We start from the raw sequence: 24499 nt of genomic DNA on the forward strand, positions 1-24499 counted from the left end.
CCCGATCGTGCCAGACCGGCGGCCGGACACGACGGTCACGGGTTTCAGCAACGTTAAAATCTGCTCCACGATCAGGGGCAAGGTAGACAAACGGGAAATGGCCAGACGGCGCGGCCGAGGCGATCGGTTACGCTCAACCCCGTTACCCCGCCCGTCAGCGACGCCGGGACCACGCAATTTCTCAGCACACTCCCCCGCGAGTGTGTCTGGTCGCGTGCGGCCGAGCGCCGCCGGGACGGAGGTGATCGTGGAGATCCTGCTGCTGGTGACCGCGCGCGCAGGCGAACCGTCGGCTGTGCTGCCGGCACTCGACCTGTTGCCGCACTCGGTCCGCACCGCGCCGCGCGATGTCCGCACTCTGGTCGCGGGCCCCAGCCCCGACGCGGTGCTGGTGGACGCCCGGTCGGAGTTGAGCGAGGCCCGGGCGACCTGCCGCATGTTGCACGCCACCGGGCTCGGCGTGCCGCTGGTCGCGGTGGTGACCGAGGCCGGCCTGATCGCGCTGAACGCCGACTGGGGCGTCGACGACGTCATCCTCGCCTCGGCCGGTCCCGCCGAGGTGGAGGCACGACTGCGGCTCGCGGTCGGCCGCCTGAGCAACGCGACCGCCGGCGCCGGCGGCTCGATCCGGGCCGGCGAGCTGACCATCGACCCCGACACGTACGCGGCCAAGCTCAAGGGCCGCCCTCTCGACCTCACCTACAAGGAGTTCGAGCTGCTGAAGTTCCTGGCCCAGCACCCAGGGCGGGTGTTCACCCGGGACCAGCTCCTGCGGGAGGTCTGGGGCTACGACTACTTCGGCGGCACCCGCACTGTGGACGTGCACGTCCGGCGACTGCGCGCCAAGCTCGGCTCGGAGTACGAGTCGATGATCGGCACCGTCCGCCAGGTCGGCTACAAGTTCGTCGTCCCGCCTTCGCGGTCCCTGCCCGAGGCAGAGCACGCGCCCCTGCCCGTCTGATCGAGGAGTCACTCAGCTTTCCTATATGCCCTTTTTGCGCGGCTTGGCGGTTCTATTCTGACTGCCGGGTTTGTCGGAGAAAGGGGCGACGGTGCGCGCAGTGACCACGGGGGCGACGGGTCGGCCTGGCCGGCAAACCGGGCGGAAGCCGTGACGCGGGTCAGTTCGTCCGCGCGGGCGACGGGAATCGTGACGCTGGTGTTGGCGGCGCTGCTCGGCTCGGCGTACGCGCTGGGCCGCAGCCTCGTCGTCGACCCGACCCCCCGGCATCCCACCGATGTCACCGCGCACGCCGACGGGCCGCACTACGCCGACCAGCCCAGCGACGGCGAGCCGGGCGACGTCCCGAACCCCGGCGCCAGCAACGGCCCCACCGAGACGGGCCAGGACGGGTCGGAGCGGGACGGCGGCGGCGACAAGCTGTTCGGCGCGCACGCCACCACCGGCTCCCCACGGCTCGCGCTGACCTTCGACGACGGGCCCGACCCGCGGTACACCCCGCAGGTCCTCGCCATGCTGCGCGAATTCGATGTGAAGGCGACGTTCTGCGTGGTCGGCGAGAACGCTCAGAACCACCCCGACCTGGTCCAGGCGATCGTGGGCGACGGCCACACCCTGTGCAACCACTCCTGGCACCACGACGTCGGCCTGGGCGCCCGGTCGGCCGACGCGATCCGGGCCGATCTCCTGCGCACGAACGAGGCGATCAGGGCGGCCGTGCCGAACGCGCCGATCGTCTGGTACCGCCAGCCGGGCGGGGCCTGGACGTACCCGGTGGTATCGGTGGCGGGGCAGCTCGGCATGACCCCGCTGCACTGGTCGGTCGACCCGTCGGACTGGGATCTGCCCGGTGCCGCCAAGATCACCGCGACCGTGCTGAGCCAGGCCGAACCGGGCTCGGTGGTGCTGCTGCACGACGCCGGCGGCGACCGGCAGGGCACCGTGGACGCGTTGCGCCGGATCCTGCCCGACCTGACCGCGCGGTTCGACCTGGAGGCCCTGCCCACCGACCCGACCTGAGTCACAGCATTCGCTCGGCGACGGACCGGGCGTCACGACACGCAACGGATACGGTGACGGGATGAGCAGCGCGGAGCCGACCAGCGACCAGGTGACCCGGACCGACCGACTGGCACCGGCGGACATCGCCGACGTGCTGGCCCTCGCCAGCTCCGCGGGCGACACCGACGGCGCCGACCCGCTCGACGAGCACGTCCTGCTCCGACTGCGCGACCCGGACGCCCCGGCCGTGCACCTGATCGCCCGCGCCGACGACGGCACCCTGACCGGGTACGCGCACCTGGACACGACCGACCCCGTCGGCGGCATCGGCGTCGAGCTGGTGGTGCACCCCGCGTACCGGCGGAGGGGCACCGGCCGCGCGCTGGCCCGGGGCGTGCTCGCCTCGGCCACCGGGCCGCTGCGGGCGTGGGCGCACGGCGACCACCCGTCCGCCGCTGCCCTCGGCGTCGATCTCGGCTTCACCCGGGCGCGGGTGCTCTGGCAGTTGCGTCGGCCACTGGCCGCCCCGCTCGGCGAGCCACGCCTGCCCGACGGGGTGGCGCTGCGCGCGTTCCAACCCGGTGCGGACGACGCGACCTGGCTCAGTCTCAACGCGCGCGCCTTCGCCGAGCACCCCGAGCAGGGCCGGTGGACCTCGGACGACCTGGCGGTCCGCCTCGCCGAGCCGTGGTTCGACCCGGCCGGCTTCCTGCTCGCCGAGGAGACCGCGACCGGGCGGCTGCTCGGCTTCCACTGGACCAAGGTGCACGAGCGCCCCGGTTCGGCCCGGATCGGCGAGGTGTACGTCCTGGGAGTGGAGCCGACCGCGCACGGCGGTGGGCTCGGCCGGGCGCTGACCACAGCCGGGCTGGCGTACCTGCGGGACAAGCGCGGCCTGGACCGGGTGATGCTCTACGTGGACGAGTCGAACACCGGGGCAGTGGCGCTCTACGAACGGCTGGGCTTCGCCCGCTGGTCCGCGCACATCAACTACCACCTGGGCTGACCGTGGTCACCGGCGGGTAACGGCCGGGCGTCGGCGGCATAACGCCGAACCGGAAATATACCCATACTTCCGACAGGTGTATCCCGGTTCACTTAACGGACAACTCACCCTCAGCAAGCGGTCACCTCCGGGGCCGTACGTGTTCACCCTGCGTTCACTTGTGACCGGCGAACCGGCTACCTGGCACTTCTAACTTTCGTGTCAGCCGGTCAGTGCCGGTCCTCGGCCCCCGGGATCGGGGCGCCAAGTCAGACGCGAAGGGAACCCCTCAGGTGAAGCTCCAGCGGTACGGCACTATTGCCTGCCTCGCCCTTGCCGCGACGCTCGGCCTCAGTGCATGCGGCTCGGACAACAACGAGCCCGCCTCCGGCGCCAGCGCTTCGGGCTCGACCGCCGCGGTCGACTGCGCTACCGGAACGCTGAACGCCCAGGGCTCGTCGGCGCAGAAGAACGCCATGGCCGAGTGGATCAAGGCGTACCAGCAGAAGTGCCAGGGCACCACGATCAACTACGAGCCGACCGGCTCGGGCGCCGGCATCCAGGCGTTCATCGCCGGCACCGCCGACTTCGCCGGCTCCGACTCCGCGCTCAAGCCGGAGGAGCAGCCGCAGGCCGACGCCAAGTGCGTCGGTGGCAAGGCCATCCACCTGCCGATGGTGATCGGCCCGGTTGCCGTCGCCTACAACGTCAGCGGCGTGGACAACCTCCAGCTCAAGCCGGCCACCCTGGCGAAGATCTTCGCCGGCAAGGTCACCAAGTGGGACGACGCGGCGATCAAGGGCGACAACCCGGACGCCAAGCTCCCGTCGACCACCATCCAGACCGTCCACCGCTCGGACGAGTCGGGCACAACCGACAACTTCACCAACTACCTGTCGAAGACCGCTGAGACCGACTGGACCCTCGGCAAGGCCAAGGCGTGGAAGGCCCCGGGCGGCACCGGCGCCAAGGGTTCGGACGGCGTGGCCAGCTCGGTCAAGGGCGCCGACGGCTCCATCGGCTACATGGAGTGGTCGTTCGCCGAGAACGCCGGCCTGAAGATGGCCAAGATCGGTAACGGCGCGGGCGAGTTCGCCGCGCTGACCGCCGAGGCGGCCGGCAAGACCATCGCCGGCGCGGCGATCGAGGGCCAGGGCGACGACCTCAAGCTGAAGATCGACTACAACACCAAGGAGGCCGGGGCCTACCCGATCGTCCTGGCGACGTACGAGATCGTCTGCAGCAAGGGCCTCGCGGCCGACAAGTTGAAGCTGGTCAAGGGTCTGCTGGGCTACGCCGCCAGCGCCGAGGGCCAGACCTCGCTGACCGACCTGGGCTACGCCCCGCTGCCCGAGACGGTCCGCACCAAGGTCGAGACCGCGGTCAAGAACCTCTCCTGACCCGACCCCACCACCTCCTCAACCGAATCGAGCGAGCAGATGGGTGAAACCTCTCACCGCTCGGCCGACGCCGGCACCGGCGGGACGCGCGTGACCCAGAGTCACGAGTGGCCCGCCGGTGCCTCGGCGCGTGTGGCCGAGGCACCAGTCAGCACCCGTTCCCCGGGCGACACCGGGCTGGGCGGCGGCGGCGCACTGCCGCGCAGCCGCAAGTTCGGCGCCGAGCGGGCCTTCCGCGGTCTCACACTGGCCGCCGGCACCGCCGTTCTGGTCATCATCGCCGCCATCGCGATCTTCCTGATCGCCAAGGCGGTGCCGGCCCTCCGCGCCAACACCGAGAACTTCTGGTCCTACGAGGGCTGGTCTCCCAACGAGACGCAGCCGAAGTTCGGCATCGGCACACTCGCCTTCGGCACCGTGCTCAGCTCGGCGCTGGCGCTGCTCATGGCGGTGCCGGTGGCGTTGGGCATCGCGCTCTACCTCTCGCACTACGCACCCCGCCGGCTGGGCACCGCGCTCGGCTTCCTGGTCGACCTCCTCGCCGCCGTGCCGAGCGTGGTCTTCGGCCTCTGGGGGCGGGACATCTTCATCAACCCGGTCCGGGACTTCTCCGTCTGGCTGAACGAGTACTTCGGCTGGATCCCGATCTTCGGCGGCGACGGCCCGTTCGGTAAGTCGATCATGCTGGGTGCCCTGGTACTCGCGATCATGGTGCTGCCGATCATCACCTCGCTCTCCCGCGAGGTGTTCCTCCAGACGCCGACCCCGAACGAGGAGGCCGCCCTCGCCCTGGGCGCCACCCGCTGGGAGATGCTCCGCACCGCGGTCCTGCCCTACGGCCGCCCCGGCATCATCGCCGCGGTGATGCTCGGCCTCGGCCGGGCGCTCGGCGAGACCATCGCCCTGGCGCTCACCCTCGGCATCACCTTCGGCATCTCGTTCAACCTGATCCAGAACGGCGGCAACACCATCGCCGCCAACATCGCCAACGCGTTCGGCGAGGCGAACGAGACCGGCCGGGGCGCGCTCATCGCCTCCGGTCTGGTGCTGTTCACCATCACGCTGATCGTCAACATCACGGCGCGGGCGATCATCTACCGCCGCCGGGAGTTCACGGAGTCGGCCGCATGACCACAACCGTCACCTCCCACCGCACCCGGCCGCCGGCCCAGCCCGCCTCGCTGCGGGCCAGGCGGCTGCCCTGGTACGCCGCCCCGGCCATCGCCGTGGCAGCCCTGCTGCTCTCCGCCGTGATCGTCTACGGCACCGACATCGGCGGCCCGGTCCTCGTGGTCGTCCTCGGCGCGATCCTCTACCTGGTTGGGCTCTTCGCCGCCGCCAACGCGGTCGAGGGGCGCCGGTCGGCGCGCAACCGCACCTGGAGCGCACTGATCCACTCCGCCTTCGTGCTGGCGGTGCTGCCGCTCGTCTCGGTGGTCTGGACGCTGGTCAGCAAGGGCGCCGAGCGGTTCGACGCCAACTTCTTCCAGACCTCGATGAACAACATCGGGGCCCGGGACGCCAACGGCGGCGCGTACCACGCGATCGTCGGCACGCTGGAGCAGGTCGGCATCGCCACACTGATCACCGTCCCGCTCGGCGTTCTCTGCGCGATCTACATCGTCGAGTACGGCCGGGGCAAGTTCGCCTTCGCGATCCGGTTCTTCGTGGACGTGATGACCGGCATCCCGTCGATCGTCTCCGGCCTCTTCGTGCTGGCGTTCTGGGTGCTGGTCGTGTCGCCGTGGTTCAACGACGGCCGGCCGAGCTTCTCCGGCTTCGCCGCCGCGCTCGCGCTGAGCGTGCTCATGCTGCCCACCATCGTCCGGTCGACCGAGGAGATGCTCCGCCTCGTCCCGGCGCCACTGCGCGAAGGCGCGTACGCGCTCGGCGTACCCAAATGGAAGACCATCCTGCGCGTGGTGGTGCCGACGGCACTGCCCGGCATCGTCACCGGCGTCATGCTCGCCATCGCCCGCGCTGCCGGCGAAACCGCGCCGGTGCTGCTGGTCGCCGGCGGCGGCGCCGCGATCAACACGAACCCCTTCGAGAACAACCAGTCGTCGCTGTCCCTCTTCGTCTACCAGCAGGCCGGTGACGCGTCGAAGTACGCACCGGCACGGGCGTGGACCGCGGCACTCACCCTGGTCGCCCTCGTGCTCATCCTGACGATCGCGGCGAAGCTGCTGGCCCGTCGCAACCGGCTCAGCCGATGAACCCCGGAGGTACCACCATGGCCAAGCGCGTCTCAGCCTCGAACGTCACCGCGTACTACGGCGGGTTCAAGGCGATCGAGAACATCAACCTGACCGTCGAGCCGAAGACGGTCACCGCCCTCATCGGGCCGTCCGGTTGTGGCAAGTCCACGTTCCTGCGGTCGATCAACCGGATGCACGAGGTGCTGCCGGGTGCCCGGGTCGAGGGCAGCCTGACCATCGACGACCAGGACATCTACGACCGGGACGTGGACGTCACCGCGGTCCGGCGCACGATCGGCATGGTCTTCCAGCGGCCGAACCCGTTCCCCACCATGAGCATCTTCGAGAACGTGGTGGCCGGGCTGAAGCTCAACGGGGTCCGCAAGAAGTCGATCCTGGAGGACGCGGCCGAGAAGGCGCTGCGCTCGGCGAACCTGTGGAACGAGGTCAAGGACCGGCTGGGTAAGCCCGGCGCGGGCCTCTCCGGCGGTCAGCAGCAGCGGCTCTGCATCGCCCGGACCATCGCGGTCGAGCCGCAGGTCGTGCTGATGGACGAGCCGTGCTCGGCCCTGGACCCGATCTCCACCCTGGCGATCGAGGACCTGATGTTCCAGCTCAAGGACAAGTTCACGATCATCATCGTGACGCACAACATGCAGCAGGCCGCGCGGGTGTCGGACCGGACCGCCTTCTTCTCGATCGAGAAGACCGGCGACCCGGGCCGGCTGATCGAGTACGACAACACCCAGAAGATCTTCAGCAACCCGAGCGTGAAGAAGACCGAGGACTACATCACCGGCCGCTTCGGCTGAGCCGCATACCCCTACCCAGACCGCGCCCAAGATCTGCGCAACTACCCGGATACTGCTGCCTCCCGCGCGTCCGAGGCAGCAGTATCCCTGAAGTTGTGCGGATCTTGACGGTGCGCGTCGGACACGCGCGGGGGCAGCGGGTCAGCTCAGGACGAAGCGGGGTTCGCCGTTCGGGGGCAGGTCGAGGCGCGGGGTGACCGGGGTGGCCGCGTCCCGTTCGGCCGCCGCTCGCGCCACACCGGCCAGGTCGCCGGCCGCCGCAACCTGCGCCAGCGTGACCAGGGTCGGCGGCAGCATGGTCAGTTCCCCGGCCTGGGCCCGGGCCAGCGCGTCCGCCGGCCGGATCCACAGGGTGTGGTCGGCCTCGCCGGAGACGTCGCGGGTCCGCTGCCCCGCCGGCAGCAGGGCGACGAAGAAGTACGTGTCGAAGCGGCGCGGCTCGAACTCGGGAGTGATCCACCGGCTCCATGGCAACAGCAGGTCCGACCGCAGGGTGAGTTGACGCTCGGCGAGCAGCGCGGCGAAGCCCAGCCGGCGCCCCTCCAGGTCCTGCCGGGCGGCCTCCCAGTCGTCGCCGCTGACGTCGCCCACCACGGTCTCGCGGTCCGGGCCGGCGAGCAGCACGCCCGCCTCCTCGAAGACCTCCCGAGCGGCGGCGCAGACCACCGCCTGGGCGGCGTCCGGGGTCACCCCGAGTCGCCCGGCCCACTCAGTGGGTGCCGGCCCGGCCCAGTCCAGGTGTGCCTCGGAGTCGGAGCGGTCCACCCCGCCGCCGGGGAAGGCGTACATCCCGCCGAAGGTCATGGCGGCGACCCGGCGGATGACGTACACCTCGAAGTCGGCGTCGGTCGGACGCAGCAGCAACACGGTGGCCGCGACCCGCGGCGTCGCCGGGGTGCCACCCTCGGCCTGGAACCGGCGGGCGTGCTCGACCAGTGCGGCCGGGGCTGCGAAGCCAGCGCTGTCGATCGTCATGCCGCGAGCCTAGTTCCCCGACCGGCGGGGCTGGTTGGTGTGCCAGGCACCTCGATGCGGCAGAGGTTTGGCGGACGAGACATCGGTCATCGGGCCGGGCGGCGGGTGGTTCACCTGGCTGGGCTAGCGTGCCCGACATGACTCGTTGGGGCATCCTGGCCACCGGCCACATCGCCAGCCGTTTCGCCGAAGACCTCCGGCTGGTGCCGGACGCTGAGCTGGTCGCGGTCGGCTCCCGCGCCGCGGAGAGCGCGCAGCGCTTCGCCGACACCTACGGCGCGAAGCGCGCGTACGGCTCCTGGGTGGAGCTGGCCGCCGACCCGGAGATCGACGCGATCTACGTGGCGACCCCGCACTCCGCGCACTACGAGGCGGCGATGACCTGCCTCACCGCCGGGCGCGCGGTGTTGTTGGAGAAGCCGTTCACCCTCGACCTGGCCACCAGCACCGAGCTGGTGGACACTGCCCGCGCCTCCGGGGTCTTCCTGATGGAGGCCATGTGGATGCGGCTGAATCCGATGATCCTGCGGGTGGTCGAGCTGATCGCGGATGGGGCGATCGGCACGGTGACCGGCGTCCGGGCCGACTTTGGGGTGGCCGGGCCGTTCCCGCCGGAGCACCGGATGCGCAACGCGGCGCTGGGCGGGGGTGCCCTGCTCGACCTGGGGATCTACCCGATCAGCCTGGCCCACCTGCTGCTGGGCGTGCCGCAGCACATCCGCTCCTGGGCGCAGCTCGGCCCGGAGGGGACGGACGAGAACACCGGCATGCTGTTCGGCTATGACACCGGAGCGTTGGCGACCCTGAGCTGCGGCATGGTCGGGTTGAGCGGGCAGACCGCCTCGATCACCGGCACCATTGGGCGGATCGACCTGCCGGAGCCGTTCTTCCGGCCGGGTTCCGTGACAGTGCACCGGGCCGGCGCCGAGCCGGAGACGATCGTCGCCGACGGGGCCGGCAACGGCTACCAGTACGAGGCGATCGAGGTGCAGCGCTGCCTGGCCGCCGGCCTGACCGAGAGCCCGGTGGTGCCGCATTCCACGACCCTTGAGGTGATGGCGCTGCTGGACACGGTCCGCGAGCAGATCGGCGTGCGGTACGAGTGAGGGGTACCCCGTCCCCGCCGTCAGCGTGCCGAAGCGCCCGGCACGGCCACGATTGACTCGTGTGGCAGAGCGACAACGTCCCGCAGGGCTTTGCCGGTCACCGCGACCACTGTGGTGGCCTGCCGCCCGGTGTCGTTGGCCTGCCGACTGAGCAGCAGGCCATCACCGTTGACGCCGAGAACGTTCCAGAACTCGCGGTTGCCGGCGTCGCGGGGCAGGTCGATGGCGCGCTCAACGACACGTCCGTCGGAGGCCACCCGCAACACTCCGGTGGAGATGCCATTGGCGGTGCCCACCCCGAGGAGATATCCGTCGGCGTCGGGATGCACGAGGACCGACCCCGGAAAGAGACTCTCATTCTGGGCAAGGATCGCCGAGGCGTCGATGGTGACACTTCGCCCGGTCGCACCGCCGATGGCAGAGACCGTGAGCGTCAGCACCCGTACGGGCTCGGTTTGCTGGTCGCGGGCACGGGAAACGACCTTCCCCTCATTGGTCAATGCGAGGGGGGTACGAGCGGCCGGAATCACGGCCGGAGTCCTGCTGCCGGTGGCAGGGTCCACGAGCGTGTACGTGTTGTCATTACCTTCGCGGAAGTCACCGACCAATAGGCGCTTCGAGTCTGCGGACCAGACCCACGCGGCCATGCGCCGGCCGGTTTCGGACGGCGGGAAGGCCATCGTCCGGGTGCCGGTGAGGTCGCGTACCACGTAGCCGTCGCCCGCTGGGTAACCGAGCCAACGACCGTCTGGCGACAAGCTCAGCAGCATGGCAGACGACCCCGGGTTGCGGTCCTCACCGGGGATGATGAACTGGCGGTCGCCCACCACCACAAGCCCCGGGCAACCCGACCGGCATCCGGCATAGGCGAAGCTGGCCCGACCCACCGCTCCCGGCGGCAGGGCGGGTGCCGCTGGTGGAGGGCTGAGCGTGGGCACCGGCGTGGAGGCCGCTGTCGTCACCTCGGTCGCCTGGTTGCCCGGCGTGCCCGTGGGCATGGACGGACGCAGTGTCACCCAGGTGCCAACAGCGACAACGGCTACCGCGACCGCCAACGCGGGAGCGGCAAGCATGGTTCGCCGCCTACGATGCCCCACTGCCAATGCCCGCTCCGGGTCGGAGTAGTTACGGGCGTCGTCGGCCAACTCTCGGTAGACGTTACGGAAGTCGTCGTTCACTGAGCCGCCTCCGCAGTGGTGGACTGGTTGGACAGACTAGGGCTGAGCCGCCGCAAAGTGACCAGCGCGTCGTGGCTGTGCCGCTTGACGGTCCCGACGGCACAGCCGAGTCGGCGCGCAGTCTCAACCTCGGACAGGTCCTCGTAGTACCTGAGGAACAGCACGGCGCGCTGCCTCGGCGGCAGGGATGCCAGGGCCACGGTCAACAGTTCACGTTGGGCGACCTCGTGCGCCACATCGCCCCGGGCGGGCCGATCAGGTGTTCCGCCAAGGAGTTCGCCATGGGTGCGGCGGCGCCGCCAGGAGCGCAACTGATTGAGCATCGCCTTCCGGACGTACGCGGCCGGGTTCCCGCCGGCTTCCACCCGTCGCCAGTGCACCGCGGTACGAGCGAGCGCCTCCTGCAGCAGGTCCTCGGCCGCTTGGTGATCGCCGGTGAGTAGGTAGGCGGCCCGGGACAGGGCGGCACCGTGGGCGTCCGCGAACTCCCGGAAACCCGAGTAGCGGTCGGCACGGCTCACACGACGACCTCCTGTCACAACCCTCAACCTGATAAACGCGCCTGGGATTGATTTGGGTTGAGTGGTTCGACCGGCCGAGACGAGCGCAGCTCCGGTCCGCCTTGTGACACGACGGTCCGGAGCGCCGTTCGACGGCCCGGGAGGCGACAAGACCGCCGCCTCTCCAGGCGCTTGGCACGAGCGTCGGCGTCCGGCACGAAACGCGGGAGGGGTTCCCTTCCCAACGTGAGACGTCAGGAAAGGGAACCCCTCGAGCCGGGCGGATCGGATAGGCGGGTCAGCCGAAGAGCGGCCGGACCAGCAGGTAGGTGACGCAGGCGATCAGCGCTGCGGCCGGGAACGTGACGATCCAGGCGATCACGATGTTGCCGGCGACGTTCCAGCGGACCGCGGACAGCCGCTTGGTCGCGCCCACGCCCATGATCGCCGAGGTGATGGTGTGGGTGGTCGAGATCGGGGCCTTCAGCACCAGGGCGTTGAAGTAGAGCACCGCGCTGGCGACCGTCTCGGCGGCGAAGCCCTCCGGCGGACCCAGGTCGATGATCTTACGACCGAGGGTGCGGATGATCCGCCAACCGCCGGCGTAGGTACCCAGGGCGAGCATCGTGGCCGAGGTCCAGAACACCCAGCCGGGGATGTGCGTCTTGTCGTCCTGGAAACCGCCCGTGTAGAGGGCGAGAACCACGATGCCCATGGTCTTCGCGGCGTCCTGCATGCCGTGGCCGACGGACATGGCGGCGGCCGAGACGGTCTGCGCCCACCGGAAGCCACGGTTGAGCTTGCCCGGCTGCCCCTTGCGGAACAGCCAGAGGATGGCCAGCATCAGCACGTAGCCGAGGGTCAGACCGACGATCGGTGAGAGCACCATCGGCAGGAGGACCTTCTCGCCGATGGTGACCCACTGCACGATGCCGCCGGTGGACAGCAGGGTCGCGCCGACCAGACCCCCGAAGAGCGCGTGCGAGGACGACGAGGGCAGACCGAAGTACCAGGTGATCAGGTTCCAGGCGATGGCGCCGAGCACACCGGCGAAGACCACACCGAGGCTGGCAACCCCGGTGGGGAGCGTGACCAGGCCGTCGCCGACGGTCTTGGCCACCCCGGCGCCGAAGTGCGCGCCGACGAAGTTGCCGACCGCGGCGAGCCCGAGGGCGATCCGGGGTGTCAGCGCCCGGGTGGAGACGCTTGTTGCGATCGCGTTGGCGGCGTCGTGGAAGCCGTTGGTGTAGTCGAACGCCAGGGCCACCGCGATCACCGCCAGCACGGCGATGAGTTCAGGGGACACCGGCTCAGGACTCCTTGACGGCGATGGTCTCGACGGTGTTCGCCACGTGCTCGAAGGCGTCGCAGGCGGCCTCCAACTCGTCGGCGACCTCCTTCATCTTCAGCACCGTCAACGCGTCGTACTCGCCGGAGAAGAGGCGGACGAGCAACTGCCGGTTGATCCGGTCGCCCTCGTTCTCCAGCCGGTTGCACTCGATCCAGTAGTCCTCAAGATCCTTCATCGACTTCAGCCGGGGCATCGCGTCGGCGGTCAGCTTGGCCTGCTGGTCGAGCACGTTCACCATCTCGTGCAGCTCACGGGGCAGCGCCGGCAGCTCGGTCAGCCCGTACAGGTAGAGCAGGTCACCGACGGCCTCCAGGTGGTCCATCACGTCGTCCAGCAGCGAGCCGAGCCGGTAGATGTCCTCCCGGTCGAACGGCGTGATGAAGGTCGAGTTGATCTTCTTGTACAGGTCGTGGGTGATCTGGTCGCTGTCGTGCTCGACCTCGGTCAGCCGCTCGCTCACGGACTGCACGTCGACACCCGGCAGGGCCAGCTCGTTGAGCAGCGCGGTGCCCCGGACCAGGTTCTGCGCGGCCCTGGTGAAGAGCTCGTAGAAGGCGCCCTCGGTGGGGCGGAAGGAAAACTTCACAGCACAGACCTCGTCGCGTCGGTGGAAGGGTGGCGGCGCCCGAAGAGCGTCCGCTCGGTGAATGCTAGGAGCCGACAGAACCGCGAATTCGCCGGCCCACCCCTGGCCAAGCGTCATTCACCGCTCGTTCACCTGCTGTTCATCTCGGCCGTCCCACCCGCACCCGGTCCCCCAGCAAGCAACCGTTCCCGCTCTTGAGCCACGTCGAAATCGGCAGCCGGATACCCCAGATCAAGCGTGTCGAACGTCTCACGCAGCAGATGGGCCACCGCCCAGTCCCGGTACCACTTGCGGTCCGCCGGCACCACGAACCAGGGCGCGGCGTCCGTCGCGCACCGGCTGAGGGCCTCGGCGTACGCGGCCTGGTAGTCGTCCCAGTGCCCCCGGGAGTCGATGTCGGAGGGGTTGTACTTCCAGTGCTTCTGCGGGTCGGTGAGCCGTTCCAGCAGGCGGTTGCCCTGCTCCTCGTACGAGATGTGCAGCATCACCTTGACCACGGTGATGCCGCCCTCGGTCAGCTCCCGCTCGAACGAGTTGATCGCGTCGTAGCGGGCCCGCCAGGTCGCCTCCGGCACCAGCCCACCGACCCGGGCGATCAACACGTCCTCGTAGTGCGAGCGGTTGAACATCCCCACGTACCCCGGCGGCGGCAGCTCCCGCCGGATCCGCCAGAGGAAGTCGTGCCGCAACTCCTGCCGGGTCGGCGGCCCGAACGAGCGGATGTGCAGACCCAGCGGGTTCATCGCACCGGCCACCCGCTTGATCGTGCCGTCCTTGCCACCGCAGTCCATCGCCTGGAGCACCAGCAGCACCCGGTGCGCGGGCTGCTCGGACCCGGTCTTGGCCATCGCGAAGAGCATCTCCTGCTGCCGGCCCAGCTCTCCGCCGACCAGCTCCACCTGCTCTCGCGCCCAGGCCTTACGGCGCTCACCGCGACCGACAGTCTCCGGCAGGCCGGGCGTGGAACGGGGGTCGATCGCGCCGAGATCCACCGGTGCGGTGACCCGCAGCAGCTCCCGCACGGAGCCGCCGGCCGGTGCCACGATCTGCCCTTGCTGGGGTGCGCTCATCCACGGATCATCGCCCACCCGCAGGCCTTCCGCCCGCCGAGGGCCACCCCTCGGGTGACGGGCGGGGCTGCCAGCGCGTGCGGTCGACGGGAGGATGTAGGCCAGGACGGTGCCGACCGGGAGGGTGGTGGGTCGTGCGGGACCTGGCGACGGAGTTCGAGGCCGAGCGGGGCCGGCTGCTCGTGGTGGCCCACCGGATGCTGGGCAGCCGCAGCGAGGCGGAGGACGCGGTGCAGGAGACCTGGCTGCGCTACGCCGGGGCGCTCGCCGACCCGACGGCCCGCGCCGAGATCCGTGAACTGTCCGCGTGGCTGACCACCACCTGCGCCCGGATCTGCCTGGACGTGCTCCGCTCGGCCCGGGTGCGGCGGGAGGCGTACCCCGGGCAGTGGCTGCCGGAACCCGTGGTGAGCGCGTTGGGCGGCCCGTCGTCGGACGCGTACGCGACGGACCCGGCGGAACGGGCGGTCCGCACCGACCAGGTCGGCGCGGCGTTGCTTGTGGTGCTGGAACGGCTCGCGCCGGAGCAGCGGGTCGCCCTCGTGCTGCACGACGTGTTCGCGGTGCCGTTCGCCCGGATCGCCGACGCGCTCGGCACCACCGAGGTGGCCGCCCGTCAGCTCGCCTCCCGCGCACGACGGGCGATCACCTCGTCGGACGTCCCCCGGCACACCGCCGACCTGGCCGAGCAGCGCCGGGTGCTCGAAGCGTTCGTCGCCGCCACCGAGTCCGGCGAGCTGGACCAGCTGCTCCGGGTGCTCGCGCCGGACGTGGTCTTCGTCGGCGACTCCGGCGGGCACTTCCCCGCGGCCCGGCAGCCGGTGCTCGGCGCGGCGGCGGTGGGTCGCTTCACGCTCGGCCTGTTCGGCCGTGCCGGCCGGTACGCCGACCGCGTGCGGTCGCGACCGGTTCTGGTCGACGGCGCGCTCGGCCTGCAGATGGAGACGGTGCACAGCGACGGGCGGCCGATCCGCCTGGTCACCGCGTTCGCCGTGGACCAGGGGCGGATCACCGCGATCTACAACCAGCTCAACCCGGAGAAACTGACCGGCCTTGTGCCGTTGGGCGACGACGACGCCTGGCCGCCGCGCTGGTGAGCCGACCGAGCGGGGGTGCGGCCTCAGACCACGAGGGCCAACCACTTGCGGTACGCGGTGGCGAACGGTTCGGTGCCGTCGCCGAGTGACCCGAGCAGCCGCTGGGCCGCGGCTTCGGCCTCGGCCACCACGTCGTCCGGGTAACCGAACCGGGCCCGGTGCTCGGCGAACTCGTCCTCGTCGAGCAGTTCCACCAGGCCGGTGGCCCGACGCCGGACCACGTCGAGGTCCAGGTCGATGATGTGCACGACGTCGTCGGATTCCCAGTGGGCCGGGGTGGTGATGTCGCAGTAGACCTCGCTGGTGCGGGGCGGCGGGTTGAACATGGCCGTCCACCAGGCGCGATGTGGCACCAGCAGCACGAACGGGATCTTCTCCACCGATGGCCGGCCGTGGTAGACCGAGGCGGTGCCCTCGGGCACGCCGAGCCAGATGCCGAGATCGTCCTCGGTGAGCCGACGGGCCGGGTAGTCGCGGTGGGCGCTGCCGTCGTACTTGCGGTAGATCACTCGGACCATGTCGCTCGGCATGATTCGCACCCTAACCGATACTGCCCACGCGTCGTAGCGCGGCGGTAACCGGACGACACTGACCGGACCGGCCGGTCGTGCCGGCATCTCGCCACGCGGCGGATGGGCGCGGCCGGTGTCGGCGGCGACGGGTACCGTCGCACGGTGACTCCGCCCCGCACCGCCACCGGTTCCGCCACCCCGTCGGCCCGCGGCAAGGGCCGCCGGCGGGGTGCCCGGCCCAGCGGCACGGAGCTGCTGGCGGCTGCGGTCGGCGCGGTGCCCGGCGGCGCGGAACGCCCCGGCCAGCAGCAGATGACCGAAGCGATCGAGGAGTGCGTGGCCGGCGGCGAGCATCTGCTCGTGCAGGCCGGCACCGGCACCGGCAAGTCGCTGGCCTACCTCGCGCCGGCGCTCACCGTGGACGGCCCGGTGGTGGTCTCCACCGCCACCCTGGCGTTGCAGTCCCAGCTGGTCGACCACGACCTGCCCCGGCTGGCCGACGCGGTCGAGCCGGTGCTGGGGCGTCGGCCCACCTTCGCGGTGCTCAAGGGTCGCCACCACTACCTCTGCCTCGCCCGACTGGACAACTCCACCGAGGAGGAGCCGGAGGACACCCTCTTCGACGCCCCGGCGGCCCGCCCCGGCGGTGGGACGAAGTGGCTCGGTGAGGCGGGCCGACTGGGCAAGCAGATCGAGCGGCTGCGTGACTGGGCCGAGAAGACCGCCACCGGCGACCGCGACGAGCTGGACCCAGGCGTTGACGACCAGGCCTGGCGGCTGGTGTCCATGCCGGCCCGCGAGTGCGTCGGCGCGACCCGGTGCCCGTTCGGGCAGGAGTGCTTCGCCGAGGCGTCCCGGGCCCGTGCCCGCGAGGCCGACATCGTGGTGACCAACCACAGCCTGCTCGCTGTCGACATGCTCGCCGACCGGCACATCGTGCCACCGCACAAGCTGCTCATCGTCGACGAGGCGCACGAGCTGGCCGACCGGGTCTCCTCCGCGGCCCAGGCGGAGCTGGTGCCGGAGCTGATCGACCGGACCACCCGGCGGGCCCGTACGCTGCTGCGGCCGGAGACCGCCGAGGCGCTCACCGCTGCCGGTGACGCCCTCGCGGTCGGGCTGGCCGAGGCGCCGGCCGGGCGACTCACCGCCGGGCTACCGACGCCCCTTCGGGAGGCGTGCACGCTGCTCGACGCGGCGACCCGCTCCGCCCTGGACGCGATCGGCGACATCAAGTCCGACGACCCCGACCCGGTGCGCAAGCAGCAGGCCAAGGCCGCACTGGACGAGCTCTCCACCACCGCGCAGCGGCTGCTGGAAGAGGCCGACCACGACGTGGCCTGGGTGGAGAAGAACGACAGCGGCAGCCGTCGTGCGCTGGTGGTCGCGCCGCTCTCGGTGGCCGGCACCCTCGCCACCCACCTGTACGACGAACGCACAGTCGTCGCCACCTCGGCGACCCTGGCGCTGGGCGGCCGGTTCGACACGGTGGCCCGCGCCCTCGGGCTGGACGCGCCGCCGCCTGCCCCGCCGACTCCCGCCGCGGCCGCGCTGGCCGCCCGCACCGGCCCGGGCCGTCCGGCCGCCGAGGCGCCGGGCCGTCGCCTCGCTGGAGACGTCACCCTCAGTGCCGTCGTACCGGCCACCGAGGGCCCCGGTTGGCGGTCACTTGACGTCGGGTCGCCGTTCGACTACGCCCGGCAGGGCATCCTGTACGTCGCCGCGCACCTGCCCCGCCCCAGCGTCTCCGGGCTGCCCGAGGCTGCCGGGGAGGAGCTGCTCGGGCTGGTCGAAGCACTCGGTGGTCGTACTCTCGGGCTCTTCTCCTCACGGCGGGCCGCGCAGCAGGCGGCGGAGCTGCTGCGCGCGCGGACCGACCTGCCGGTGCTGCTCCAGGGCGAGGAGGCCCTGCCCCTGCTGGTCCGCCGGTTCCGGGAGGAGCGGGCGAGCTGCCTGTTCGGGGTGATGTCGCTGTGGCAGGGGGTGGACGTGCCGGGTGACGCCTGTCAGCTCGTCGTCATCGACCGGCTGCCCTTCCCCCGTCCGGACGAGCCGCTGGCCGCCGCCCGCGCGGCGGCTGTGGACGCCGGCGGCGGGTCCGGCTTCTCCGCCGTCAGCGTGCCGATCGCGGCGGTCCGGCTGGCTCAGGGTGTGGGCCGGCTGATCCGGGCGACCGGCGACCGGGGCGTGGTCGCTGTGCTCGACTCCCGACTGGAGACGGCCCGGGGCTACGGGCCGTTCCTGCGCCGCTCGCTGCCGCCTTTCTGGTACACGACCCGCCCCGAGGTGGCCCGCGGCGCCCTGGAACGCCTCGCCAAGTCCTGAACCCGCGCCGCGCCACCCCCGCGCGCCGCTGTGGCGCCGGAGGGTCAGGGGGCTTGGGAGGCGACGACCACGGCGTCGGGTGGGGTGTCCGGGACCCTTCGGGCGGCGAGCCGGCGGACCGCGGTGTTCAGCACCGCGATGAGCGGCACGGAGACCAGCGCGCCGGTGATGCCGGCGAGTACGACACCGGCGGCGATGCCGATGATCACCGCGAGCGGGTGCAGGGCGACCGCCCGTCCCATGATCAGCGGCTGGAGCACGTGCCCCTCGATCTGCTGCACACCGATCACCGCACCCAGGATGATCAACGCGATACCCGGGCCGCTGTCGACGAGCGCCACCAGCACCGCCACGCCACCGGAGAGCGCCGCGCCGACGATCGGGATGAACGCGCCGAGGAAGACCAGCGCGGCCAGTGGGAAGGCGAACGGAACGTCGAAGATGACCAGGAAGATGCCGATGCCGACCGCGTCGATGAAGGCGACCAGCACTGTCGCGCGGACGTAGGCGCCGAGCGTGTGCCACGAGGCGCGGCCCGCGTCGTCGACCTTCCACCGAGCGGCGACGGGCAGGAGCCGGACCAGGAAACGCCAGATCCGGCTGCCGTCGCGCAGGAAGAAGAACGTCGCGAAGAGCACCAGCAGCGTGCCGGTCAGCACCTCCGCCAGCGTCGCGGCCGTGCTCAGCGCGCCGCTGGTGAACTTCGAGGTGTTGTCGTTGATCCAGGCCTGCGCCTCGTCGATGTAGCGGTCGAGCTGGCCGTCGGAGAGGTGCAGCGGGCCCGTCTTCAGCCAGTCCTGGATCTGCCGCACGCCCTCCGAGGACTTCTCGCTGAGCTCCGGCACACCGCGGATGAACTCGTTGACCACCAGCGTCAGCGTGCCGATCACCGCGGCCAGGCCGCCGACCAGCACCACCGCCGTCGCCAGCGACCGGGGCAGTCGGGCCCGCAGCAGCCAGCCCACCGCCGGCGCGAGCAGCGCGGAGAGCAGCAGAGCGATGGCCAACGGGATGATCACGATCTTGATCGTGCCGACGATCCGGAGCAGGGCCCAGGCCACCACACCGATGACGATCAGGCGCCAGCACCACGCGGCGGCGATCCGCAGCCCGTGCGGGACGTCAGCGTCATCCCGGCTGGAGGTCGAGCTGTGCAGGTCCACCGGAGGCTCCGCGCCGAAGACCGAGGCGCTCGGCGGCGCGGTCGGCCCCGGAACGGCCGGCGACGCCACCCGGGCGGCGTCCGACACGCCGCTCAACTCCTCGCTCGTGCTGCCCTCGTCGGAGCGCGCCGACTCCTGTCGTGACTGGTAGGCGCGGCGCAGCCGCCCGCGTACCCGCTCGAAGCGGCTCAAGCGCACCTCCTGGCAGAAGAAATCGGCCCGCCCACGGCGACAGGTCGGACAGCATACGTCCGTTGCCGACACCGTAGGGCAGTTCCGCCACACATTGCCCTCGCCACCACCGGCGTAACCACCGGCGGCCGGCCGTCGGCCACACGGTAGCGTCTGCGGCGTGACCGTCGACAACGATCTCGACGCTGGCCTGCCGATCCGCCTGCTGCACGACCGGGTGCTGGTGCGGATGGAGGGCAGCGAGGGCGAACGTCGCTCCACCGCTGGCATCGTCATCCCGGCGACCGCCCAGGTCGGCAAGCGACTCGCCTGGGCCACCGCCGTGGGGGTGGGCCCGAACGTCCGCGCCATCGTCTCCGGCGACCGGGTGCTCTTCGACCCGGACGACCGCTCCGAGGTCGAGCTGCACGGCCGCGGGTACGTGCTGCTGCGCGAGCGGGACGTGCACGCCGTGGCCGCCGAGCGGATCGAGAACGACCCCACCGGCCTCTACCTCTGACGCACCTCCCCGGGCCACCACGCCCCGCCGCGCGCCGTTTGCCCGGCCGCACGACGGGAAGCCATCCGGCGACCGTGGCCCTGGGGAGGGACGATGCCGGTATTCGTTAAGAAGTTGTTGACCTGGGGCAGCGTCGCGTTCCTGATCTACTTCGTGGCCTTCCGGCCGGACGGCGCCGCACAGATGTTCAAGGCGATCGGGGCGGCGCTGATCGCGATGTTCCAGGGTTTCGGTGACTTCCTCACCACCCTGATGACCTGAGCTGCAACGTCAGCCGGGGGCACCGGCCGTCAGGGGTGATTCGGCGGCCAGTGCGCGGGCGGTCGCATGGCGGGCCAGCCGGACGGGGCGTAGCCCACCGGAGGCGCGGCAGGGGCCAGCACCACCGGAATCGGCACCACCGGCTCGTCCGGCGCGTCCACCGGGCGCTGCGTGCCGTCCGGGAAGCGCAGGTGGTAGCGGCTGCCGTCCCAGACCCCGGTCGGGGCCTGCGGGTCCCGGCCGACGAAGAACGACCGGTACGCGGTGATCGCGTCCAGCAACTCCCGCTCCTCTCGCGCGCTCCGGTCCTGGTCGGCGGGCTTGCGGTCCAGGCCGCGCAGCGTGCCGTCACGCAGCAGGGCCAGCCGGGTGGCGGCGGACTGGTAGCCGCGCATGGCGCGCACCCCGGCGTCGCCGGCGACGCGTCGGGCCCACCTGCGGGCAGCGTGCCGCCGGCCGAGGCTGCTCAGCGCGGCCACCTCGGGCGGGCTCAGCCAGCCGGCGCGTACGTAGTCCGGCAGGGTCCGCTCGGTGAGCCGCCCCTCCCAGGCGCGCAGCCACACCGCCAGCCCCACCATCCCGAAGAACACCGGCACCATCAGGCCCAGGAAGCCGTACAGCATGATCAACGCTTGGCCGGTGGCCTGGGTCAGCGTGGGCAGCAGGTTCCACGTACCGTGCAACATCATCGCCAGCAGCAGGCCGCCGATCGGGGCGAGCACCCGGACCCGCCGGTCGGCCGTCCGCGCCGCGATGCCCAGCCCCACACCGGTCATCGAGGTGAAGAGCGGGTGGGCGAACCCGAACAGCAGGATCCGCAGGATGAAGATCGCGATGACCTGCTGGATGCCGGTGGCCGGGCCGTACCGGTCGACACCGGACGCGTAGCCCAACCCGCCCAGGTAGAGGATGTTCTCCACCATGGCGAAGCCGACCGCGGACAGCCCGCAGTAGACCAGGCCGTCGGTGATCCCGGACCACTCGCGGCGGCGGAACACCAGCAGCAGGATCGGGCCGAGCGCCTTGGTCAGCTCCTCGATGAACGGCGCCACCAGCACCCCGGTGAGCGCGGACGGCAGACCCCAGTCCTCGAAGCGGTTGGCCGCGAAGTCGTTCACGGTGAGCGAGGCGGCGGTGGAGACGAATGCTCCCCAGGCGAAGCAGAAGATCAGATATTTCAACGGCTCCGGTTCGTACCGGTCCAGCCAGAGGAAGCAGGCGACCAGCACCGGCACCGGCAGGATGGCGGCGGCCACCCCGATCAGCAGGGCCTGCACGCCGAGCGACTGGCCGAGCGTGAAGACCATGAACACCGCGCAGGCGGCGATGAGCAGCACCACCCCGGCCAGTGCCAGGAACCGTCGCCAGCCCAGTCGGCGCAGCGGCATCCGGGGTGCCTCGCCGACGGACGGGGCCGCTGGCGCGGGCGACGACGGCAGGGGTGAACCGGGCGGGGTGTCGGCCATGCGGTCAGCGTAGCGATCTGCCGCCGGCTGGTCCGGTCGCATCGGCAGCCGCTATGCTGCCGGCAGGTCACGAGCGCCAGCGTCAAGCCCCGGCTTGCTGGCCGGCAACCCTCGTCGAGTTCGCGGTGGGGTGCCCCGGGTGATGACCGGGCCCAGCCCGATCGGTGTGCTGGGCAAGCGCGGACCCCGTCCCGATGCCGCACCCGGGGTCCCTGACCCCGGAGGTTCCGGCGTGTCCGTCACCCTTGTCTCCTCGCTGCCCATCCGCGTCGACGCCGCGCCCCGGCCGGCCTCGTCGCGACCGCTGGACGTCCTCGGCGTACCGGGCGAGATCAACCTGGACTACGCGGCCAGCGCACCGTGCGCGCGGGCCGCCGCCGACGCGGTGACCGAGCTGCTGCCCTGGTACGCGAGCGTGCATCGTGGGGCGGGAGCGTTGTCCCGGCGCTGCACCCTCGCCTACGAGCAGGCCCGCCAGACGGTCGGTGACTTCTTCGGCGGCCGCGCCGACGACCACGTGATCTTCACCCGCAACACGACCGACGCCCTCAACCTGCTGGCGCGGGCCCTGCCGGCCGGCACGACAGTGGTCACCAACGCCTCCGAGCACCACGCCAACCTGCTGCCCTGGCCGCGCGGCTCGGTGCGGCTGCCGGTGCCCACCGACCCCGACGCGGCGGTACGCGACCTCGCCGCCGCCCTCACCGAGCTGCGCCGGGGCAGCAACCCGGCGCTGCCGGTGCTGGTCGCGGTGACCGGTGCCAGCAACGTGACAGGTGAGCTGTGGCCGGTCGCCGAGCTGGCCCGGGTGGCACACCGGCACGGCGCCCGGATCGTGCTGGACGCCGCGCAACTCGCCCCGCACGTCCCGGTCGACCTGCTCGCCCTCGACGTCGACTATCTGGCCGTGTCCGGCCACAAGCTGTACGCGCCGTTCGGTGCGGGTGTGCTCATCGGCCGGGCGGACTGGCTGGACGACGCCCCGCCGTACCTGGCCGGTGGTGGCGCCACCAGCCACGTCGGGCCGGCGACACACGACGTGACCTGGGCGACCGGCCCGGCCCGGCACGAGGGCGGCACCCCGAACCTGCTCGGCGCGGTGGCGCTGGCAGCCGTGTGTGCGGCGCTCGACGACGCCGACCGGGCGGCACTGGCCGCCCACGAGCAGGCGCTGCTGGCCCGACTGCGCTCCGGCATCGCCGCCCTGCCGCACGTCGTGGAGCTGCGCACCTTCGGCCCGGACGCGCCCCGGGTCGGGATCGTCTCGTTCGTGGTCGCCGGCTGGGAATCCAGCGACGTGGCCGCGCGACTGGCGGCCGAGCACCACATCGGCGTACGCGACGGCTTGTTCTGCGCTCACCCGCTGACCCGGCGGCTGCTCACCGAGGCGGCGGGGCGTACCGGTCGGCGGGATCTGCCGTCCACCGCGTTGCGTGCCAGCATCGGCCTGGGCAGCACGGCGGCCCAGGTGGACCGGCTGCTCGCCGCGCTCGCCGAGCTGGGCTGAGGCCTCCGCGCGCCTCGCTCAGCCGACCGGCGGGGCGGTGGGTGGTTTCGGCGCCTCGCCCGGCTCGGCGGGCTCTCCGACGGGGCGCTCCTGCTCACCGAAGGCGGTGCGGATCCACCGGTTCGCCTCCTCCTGTTCGATTCCGGAGGCCACCAGCAGGTCGCTCGCTGTGGTCCGGATCTGGGCGACCACCACACTGCCCGAGAAGCCGACCCCGTCGCCGTACGCCCGGCCGGCCTCGCTGACGGCCCGCAGCGACCGCTCGCGGGCCTTCTCCGGTTCCTCGCCAGCGGCGAACTCGTGTTTGAGCAGCCGGACCGACTCGGCGAGGTGGTTGATCGCGTCCGGCATCGGATCGGGCACCGGTTCCTCGTCCTCGACCAGGGTCACGGACCTGCGGATCAGCGTGCCGCTGTTGCGCATCGCCCGGTCGATCGGGTCGGCCGCCTCCGCGTAGTGGGTCAACTCGTCGCGGCGGTGCCACCGGGCCGGGGAGAGGGTGGCTGTCTCCTTCGCGCCCTCGATCGCCTCCCCCAACGTGGCCAGTTCCTCCTTGTTGTTACGCAGCCGGTCCAGTGCCCGCTGGATGCCGGCGCGGTCCCGGCTGCGTAGCCCGTCGGCGGTGGCGTCGAGTTGGGCGGCGAGCAGGTCCAGCGCCGGCCGGGCGGCCCGGTTGATCACCCGGAGCGGGTTCAGTGGCAGCAGCACAGCCGTGACCAGCAGCGCGATCCCACCGCCGAGGAACGCGTCGACGAAGCGGGGGATCTCCAGGTTCTGGGTCGACGGGCTCAGCGTGACGATCAGCACCGCCGTGGCCGCCGCCTGGATGACGATGGCGACGCTCGCCCCGGCGAAGATCGTGAGCAGGATCGCCACCGTGACCACCAGGCCGAGCTGCCACGCCCCGGTGCCGAGAAAATAGATCAACAGGTCGCCGACGCCCACCCCGACGCCCACCCCGACGATCAACTCCACGGTCCGGCGGAATCGCTGGCCGACCGACGCGGCCAGGGTGCCGACCGCGGAGATCGGCGCGAACACCGGTTGCGGGTTGCCGAGCAGCCGGTGCGAGACGAAGTATGCCAGTCCGGCAGCCAGCCCGGCCTGCACGGCGAGCCCGCCGGCCATCCGCACCCGGTGCAGCCGGTCATGCAGGGTGGCCCGGCCGCGATGGCGCAGTTCCTCGGTGGCCTCGGCGATCCGGGCACCGTCGATGTCCACCAGCCCCTTGCGCAGCGCGGTACGTCGCACCATTGGAGGTCGCTTGTCCCGGGCCACGGCCATGGGCGCGACTACCCGTGGTGGGCCCGCTGAATCCTCCCTTCTCGCGCGTCGTGGGCGGATGCGGCAGAC

23 protein-coding genes and 1 riboswitch are annotated in these 24499 nt (G+C 71.5%); of the genes, 13 read left to right on the forward strand and 10 right to left on the reverse strand.

Annotation, left to right across the window (positions count from 1 at the left end):
• Positions 1-241: 241 nt before the first annotated feature.
• The 7 genes from FBZ33_RS28495 to pstB all read left to right on the forward strand — a co-directional run bounded on the left by FBZ33_RS28495 (position 242) and on the right by pstB (position 7358).
• Positions 242-961, forward strand: a complete 720-nt coding sequence (locus FBZ33_RS28495) for a response regulator transcription factor (protein ID WP_179781168.1) — start codon at positions 242-244, stop codon at positions 959-961.
• A gap of 189 nt (positions 962-1150) precedes the next feature.
• Positions 1151-1981 (forward strand): polysaccharide deacetylase family protein, encoded by an 831-nt coding sequence (locus FBZ33_RS28500; RefSeq protein ID WP_255509059.1) that lies wholly within the window; start codon positions 1151-1153, stop codon positions 1979-1981.
• A 61-nt stretch (positions 1982-2042) separates the two neighbouring features.
• The gene (gene mshD / locus FBZ33_RS28505; protein WP_141911379.1) at positions 2043-2969 is read left to right on the forward strand and encodes a mycothiol synthase; all 927 of its coding nucleotides are present in this window, start codon (positions 2043-2045) and stop codon (positions 2967-2969) included.
• 272 nt (positions 2970-3241) lie between these two features.
• A complete protein-coding gene (pstS, locus tag FBZ33_RS28510; RefSeq protein WP_141911381.1) occupies positions 3242-4348 on the forward strand; it encodes a phosphate ABC transporter substrate-binding protein PstS in 1107 nt (368 codons plus the stop codon).
• A 39-nt stretch (positions 4349-4387) separates the two neighbouring features.
• Complete coding sequence (gene pstC, locus FBZ33_RS28515) at positions 4388-5479, forward strand: phosphate ABC transporter permease subunit PstC (RefSeq protein ID WP_141911383.1); 1092 nt, start codon at positions 4388-4390, stop codon at positions 5477-5479.
• Positions 5476-6564, forward strand: a complete 1089-nt coding sequence (gene pstA, locus FBZ33_RS28520; RefSeq protein ID WP_141911384.1) for a phosphate ABC transporter permease PstA — start codon at positions 5476-5478, stop codon at positions 6562-6564. Before pstC ends, pstA begins: the two co-directional genes overlap by 4 nt.
• Before the next feature lie 17 nt (positions 6565-6581).
• Complete coding sequence (gene pstB, locus FBZ33_RS28525; RefSeq protein WP_141911386.1) at positions 6582-7358, forward strand: phosphate ABC transporter ATP-binding protein PstB; 777 nt, start codon at positions 6582-6584, stop codon at positions 7356-7358.
• Positions 7359-7499: 141 nt separating this feature from the next.
• Here the strand turns inward: pstB and FBZ33_RS28530 are convergent, their stop codons facing one another.
• A complete protein-coding gene (locus tag FBZ33_RS28530) occupies positions 7500-8333 on the reverse strand; it encodes an NUDIX domain-containing protein (protein WP_088950404.1) in 834 nt (277 codons plus the stop codon).
• A 137-nt stretch (positions 8334-8470) separates the two neighbouring features.
• On the opposite strand from FBZ33_RS28530, the gene FBZ33_RS28535 reads away from it, so the two are divergent.
• A complete protein-coding gene (locus tag FBZ33_RS28535) occupies positions 8471-9439 on the forward strand; it encodes a Gfo/Idh/MocA family protein (RefSeq protein WP_141911396.1) in 969 nt (322 codons plus the stop codon).
• A gap of 20 nt (positions 9440-9459) precedes the next feature.
• Here FBZ33_RS28535 and FBZ33_RS28540 read toward each other — a convergent pair whose 3' ends face one another.
• The 5 genes from FBZ33_RS28540 to FBZ33_RS28560 all read right to left on the reverse strand — a co-directional run bounded on the left by FBZ33_RS28540 (position 9460) and on the right by FBZ33_RS28560 (position 14124).
• Positions 9460-10266 carry a hypothetical protein gene (locus tag FBZ33_RS28540; protein ID WP_141911398.1) on the reverse strand — a complete coding sequence of 269 codons (807 nt, stop codon included), beginning with the start codon at positions 10264-10266 and terminating at the stop codon, positions 9460-9462.
• Positions 10267-10613: 347 nt separating this feature from the next.
• Positions 10614-11138, reverse strand: coding sequence for a SigE family RNA polymerase sigma factor (locus FBZ33_RS28545; RefSeq protein ID WP_141911399.1), 525 nt, complete (start codon positions 11136-11138; stop codon positions 10614-10616).
• A gap of 277 nt (positions 11139-11415) precedes the next feature.
• Positions 11416-12423 (reverse strand): inorganic phosphate transporter, encoded by a 1008-nt coding sequence (locus FBZ33_RS28550; protein WP_141911401.1) that lies wholly within the window; start codon positions 12421-12423, stop codon positions 11416-11418.
• A 4-nt stretch (positions 12424-12427) separates the two neighbouring features.
• The gene (locus FBZ33_RS28555) at positions 12428-13054 is read right to left on the reverse strand and encodes a DUF47 domain-containing protein (protein WP_053655020.1); all 627 of its coding nucleotides are present in this window, start codon (positions 13052-13054) and stop codon (positions 12428-12430) included.
• Positions 13055-13182: 128 nt separating this feature from the next.
• Entirely contained in the window at positions 13183-14124 is a 942-nt protein-coding gene (locus FBZ33_RS28560; RefSeq protein ID WP_141911402.1) for a PPK2 family polyphosphate kinase, read from the reverse strand.
• A 134-nt stretch (positions 14125-14258) separates the two neighbouring features.
• On the opposite strand from FBZ33_RS28560, the gene sigJ reads away from it, so the two are divergent.
• Positions 14259-15221 carry an RNA polymerase sigma factor SigJ gene (gene sigJ / locus FBZ33_RS28565; RefSeq protein ID WP_141911404.1) on the forward strand — a complete coding sequence of 321 codons (963 nt, stop codon included), beginning with the start codon at positions 14259-14261 and terminating at the stop codon, positions 15219-15221.
• Between the two features lie 23 nt (positions 15222-15244).
• On the opposite strand, the gene FBZ33_RS28570 is transcribed toward sigJ, so the two are convergent.
• Positions 15245-15751: a DUF402 domain-containing protein gene (locus FBZ33_RS28570; protein WP_088950409.1), complete on the reverse strand. Its 507-nt coding sequence runs from the start codon at positions 15749-15751 to the stop codon at positions 15245-15247.
• Between the two features lie 102 nt (positions 15752-15853).
• Here FBZ33_RS28570 and FBZ33_RS28575 point away from each other — a divergent pair, with 102 nt between their 5' ends.
• A complete protein-coding gene (locus FBZ33_RS28575) occupies positions 15854-18058 on the forward strand; it encodes an ATP-dependent DNA helicase (RefSeq protein ID WP_172862116.1) in 2205 nt (734 codons plus the stop codon).
• Between the two features lie 44 nt (positions 18059-18102).
• Here the strand turns inward: FBZ33_RS28575 and FBZ33_RS28580 are convergent, their stop codons facing one another.
• A complete protein-coding gene (locus FBZ33_RS28580) occupies positions 18103-19413 on the reverse strand; it encodes an AI-2E family transporter (RefSeq protein ID WP_255509060.1) in 1311 nt (436 codons plus the stop codon).
• 160 nt (positions 19414-19573) lie between these two features.
• Here FBZ33_RS28580 and FBZ33_RS28585 point away from each other — a divergent pair, with 160 nt between their 5' ends.
• Together FBZ33_RS28585 and FBZ33_RS32980 are read left to right on the forward strand one after the other, a co-directional pair.
• Positions 19574-19912 (forward strand): co-chaperone GroES, encoded by a 339-nt coding sequence (locus FBZ33_RS28585; RefSeq protein ID WP_088950411.1) that lies wholly within the window; start codon positions 19574-19576, stop codon positions 19910-19912.
• A gap of 93 nt (positions 19913-20005) precedes the next feature.
• On the forward strand, positions 20006-20173 hold the full coding sequence (locus tag FBZ33_RS32980) for a hypothetical protein (protein WP_172862117.1): 168 nt from the start codon (positions 20006-20008) through the stop codon (positions 20171-20173).
• A 29-nt stretch (positions 20174-20202) separates the two neighbouring features.
• Here FBZ33_RS32980 and FBZ33_RS28590 read toward each other — a convergent pair whose 3' ends face one another.
• Positions 20203-21681: a PrsW family intramembrane metalloprotease gene (locus FBZ33_RS28590; RefSeq protein ID WP_141911407.1), complete on the reverse strand. Its 1479-nt coding sequence runs from the start codon at positions 21679-21681 to the stop codon at positions 20203-20205.
• A gap of 23 nt (positions 21682-21704) precedes the next feature.
• A riboswitch (SAM riboswitch) is annotated at positions 21705-21825 on the forward strand.
• A gap of 76 nt (positions 21826-21901) precedes the next feature.
• On the opposite strand from FBZ33_RS28590, the gene FBZ33_RS28595 reads away from it, so the two are divergent.
• The gene (locus FBZ33_RS28595; protein ID WP_141912997.1) at positions 21902-23146 is read left to right on the forward strand and encodes an aminotransferase class V-fold PLP-dependent enzyme; all 1245 of its coding nucleotides are present in this window, start codon (positions 21902-21904) and stop codon (positions 23144-23146) included.
• Positions 23147-23164: 18 nt separating this feature from the next.
• On the opposite strand, the gene FBZ33_RS28600 is transcribed toward FBZ33_RS28595, so the two are convergent.
• On the reverse strand, positions 23165-24400 hold the full coding sequence (locus FBZ33_RS28600) for an aromatic acid exporter family protein (RefSeq protein WP_141911408.1): 1236 nt from the start codon (positions 24398-24400) through the stop codon (positions 23165-23167).
• Between the last annotated feature and the right edge of the window lie 99 nt (positions 24401-24499).

It is taken from the genome of Micromonospora sp. A202 (genome assembly GCF_006715105.1).
Taxonomy (GTDB): Bacteria; Actinomycetota; Actinomycetes; order Mycobacteriales; family Micromonosporaceae; genus Micromonospora; species Micromonospora zamorensis.

What these genes read in the sequence shown, in the direction of transcription:
- pstA (WP_141911384.1), top strand. Translation starts at nt 5,476, where the DNA reads ATGACCACAACCGTCACCTCCCACCGCACCCGGCCGCCGGCCCAGCCC.
- pstB (WP_141911386.1), top strand. Translation starts at nt 6,582, where the DNA reads ATGGCCAAGCGCGTCTCAGCCTCGAACGTCACCGCGTACTACGGCGGG.
- FBZ33_RS28600 (WP_141911408.1), bottom strand. Translation starts at nt 24,400, where the DNA reads ATGGTGCGACGTACCGCGCTGCGCAAGGGGCTGGTGGACATCGACGGT.
- FBZ33_RS28590 (WP_141911407.1), bottom strand. Translation starts at nt 21,681, where the DNA reads ATGCGACCGGACCAGCCGGCGGCAGATCGCTACGCTGACCGCATGGCC.
- FBZ33_RS32980 (WP_172862117.1), top strand. Translation starts at nt 20,006, where the DNA reads ATGCCGGTATTCGTTAAGAAGTTGTTGACCTGGGGCAGCGTCGCGTTC.
- FBZ33_RS28570 (WP_088950409.1), bottom strand. Translation starts at nt 15,751, where the DNA reads ATGCCGAGCGACATGGTCCGAGTGATCTACCGCAAGTACGACGGCAGC.
- FBZ33_RS28560 (WP_141911402.1), bottom strand. Translation starts at nt 14,124, where the DNA reads ATGAGCGCACCCCAGCAAGGGCAGATCGTGGCACCGGCCGGCGGCTCC.
- FBZ33_RS28530 (WP_088950404.1), bottom strand. Translation starts at nt 8,333, where the DNA reads ATGACGATCGACAGCGCTGGCTTCGCAGCCCCGGCCGCACTGGTCGAG.
- FBZ33_RS28575 (WP_172862116.1), top strand. Translation starts at nt 15,854, where the DNA reads ATGGGCGCGGCCGGTGTCGGCGGCGACGGGTACCGTCGCACGGTGACT.
- mshD (WP_141911379.1), top strand. Translation starts at nt 2,043, where the DNA reads ATGAGCAGCGCGGAGCCGACCAGCGACCAGGTGACCCGGACCGACCGA.
- FBZ33_RS28535 (WP_141911396.1), top strand. Translation starts at nt 8,471, where the DNA reads ATGACTCGTTGGGGCATCCTGGCCACCGGCCACATCGCCAGCCGTTTC.
- pstC (WP_141911383.1), top strand. Translation starts at nt 4,388, where the DNA reads ATGGGTGAAACCTCTCACCGCTCGGCCGACGCCGGCACCGGCGGGACG.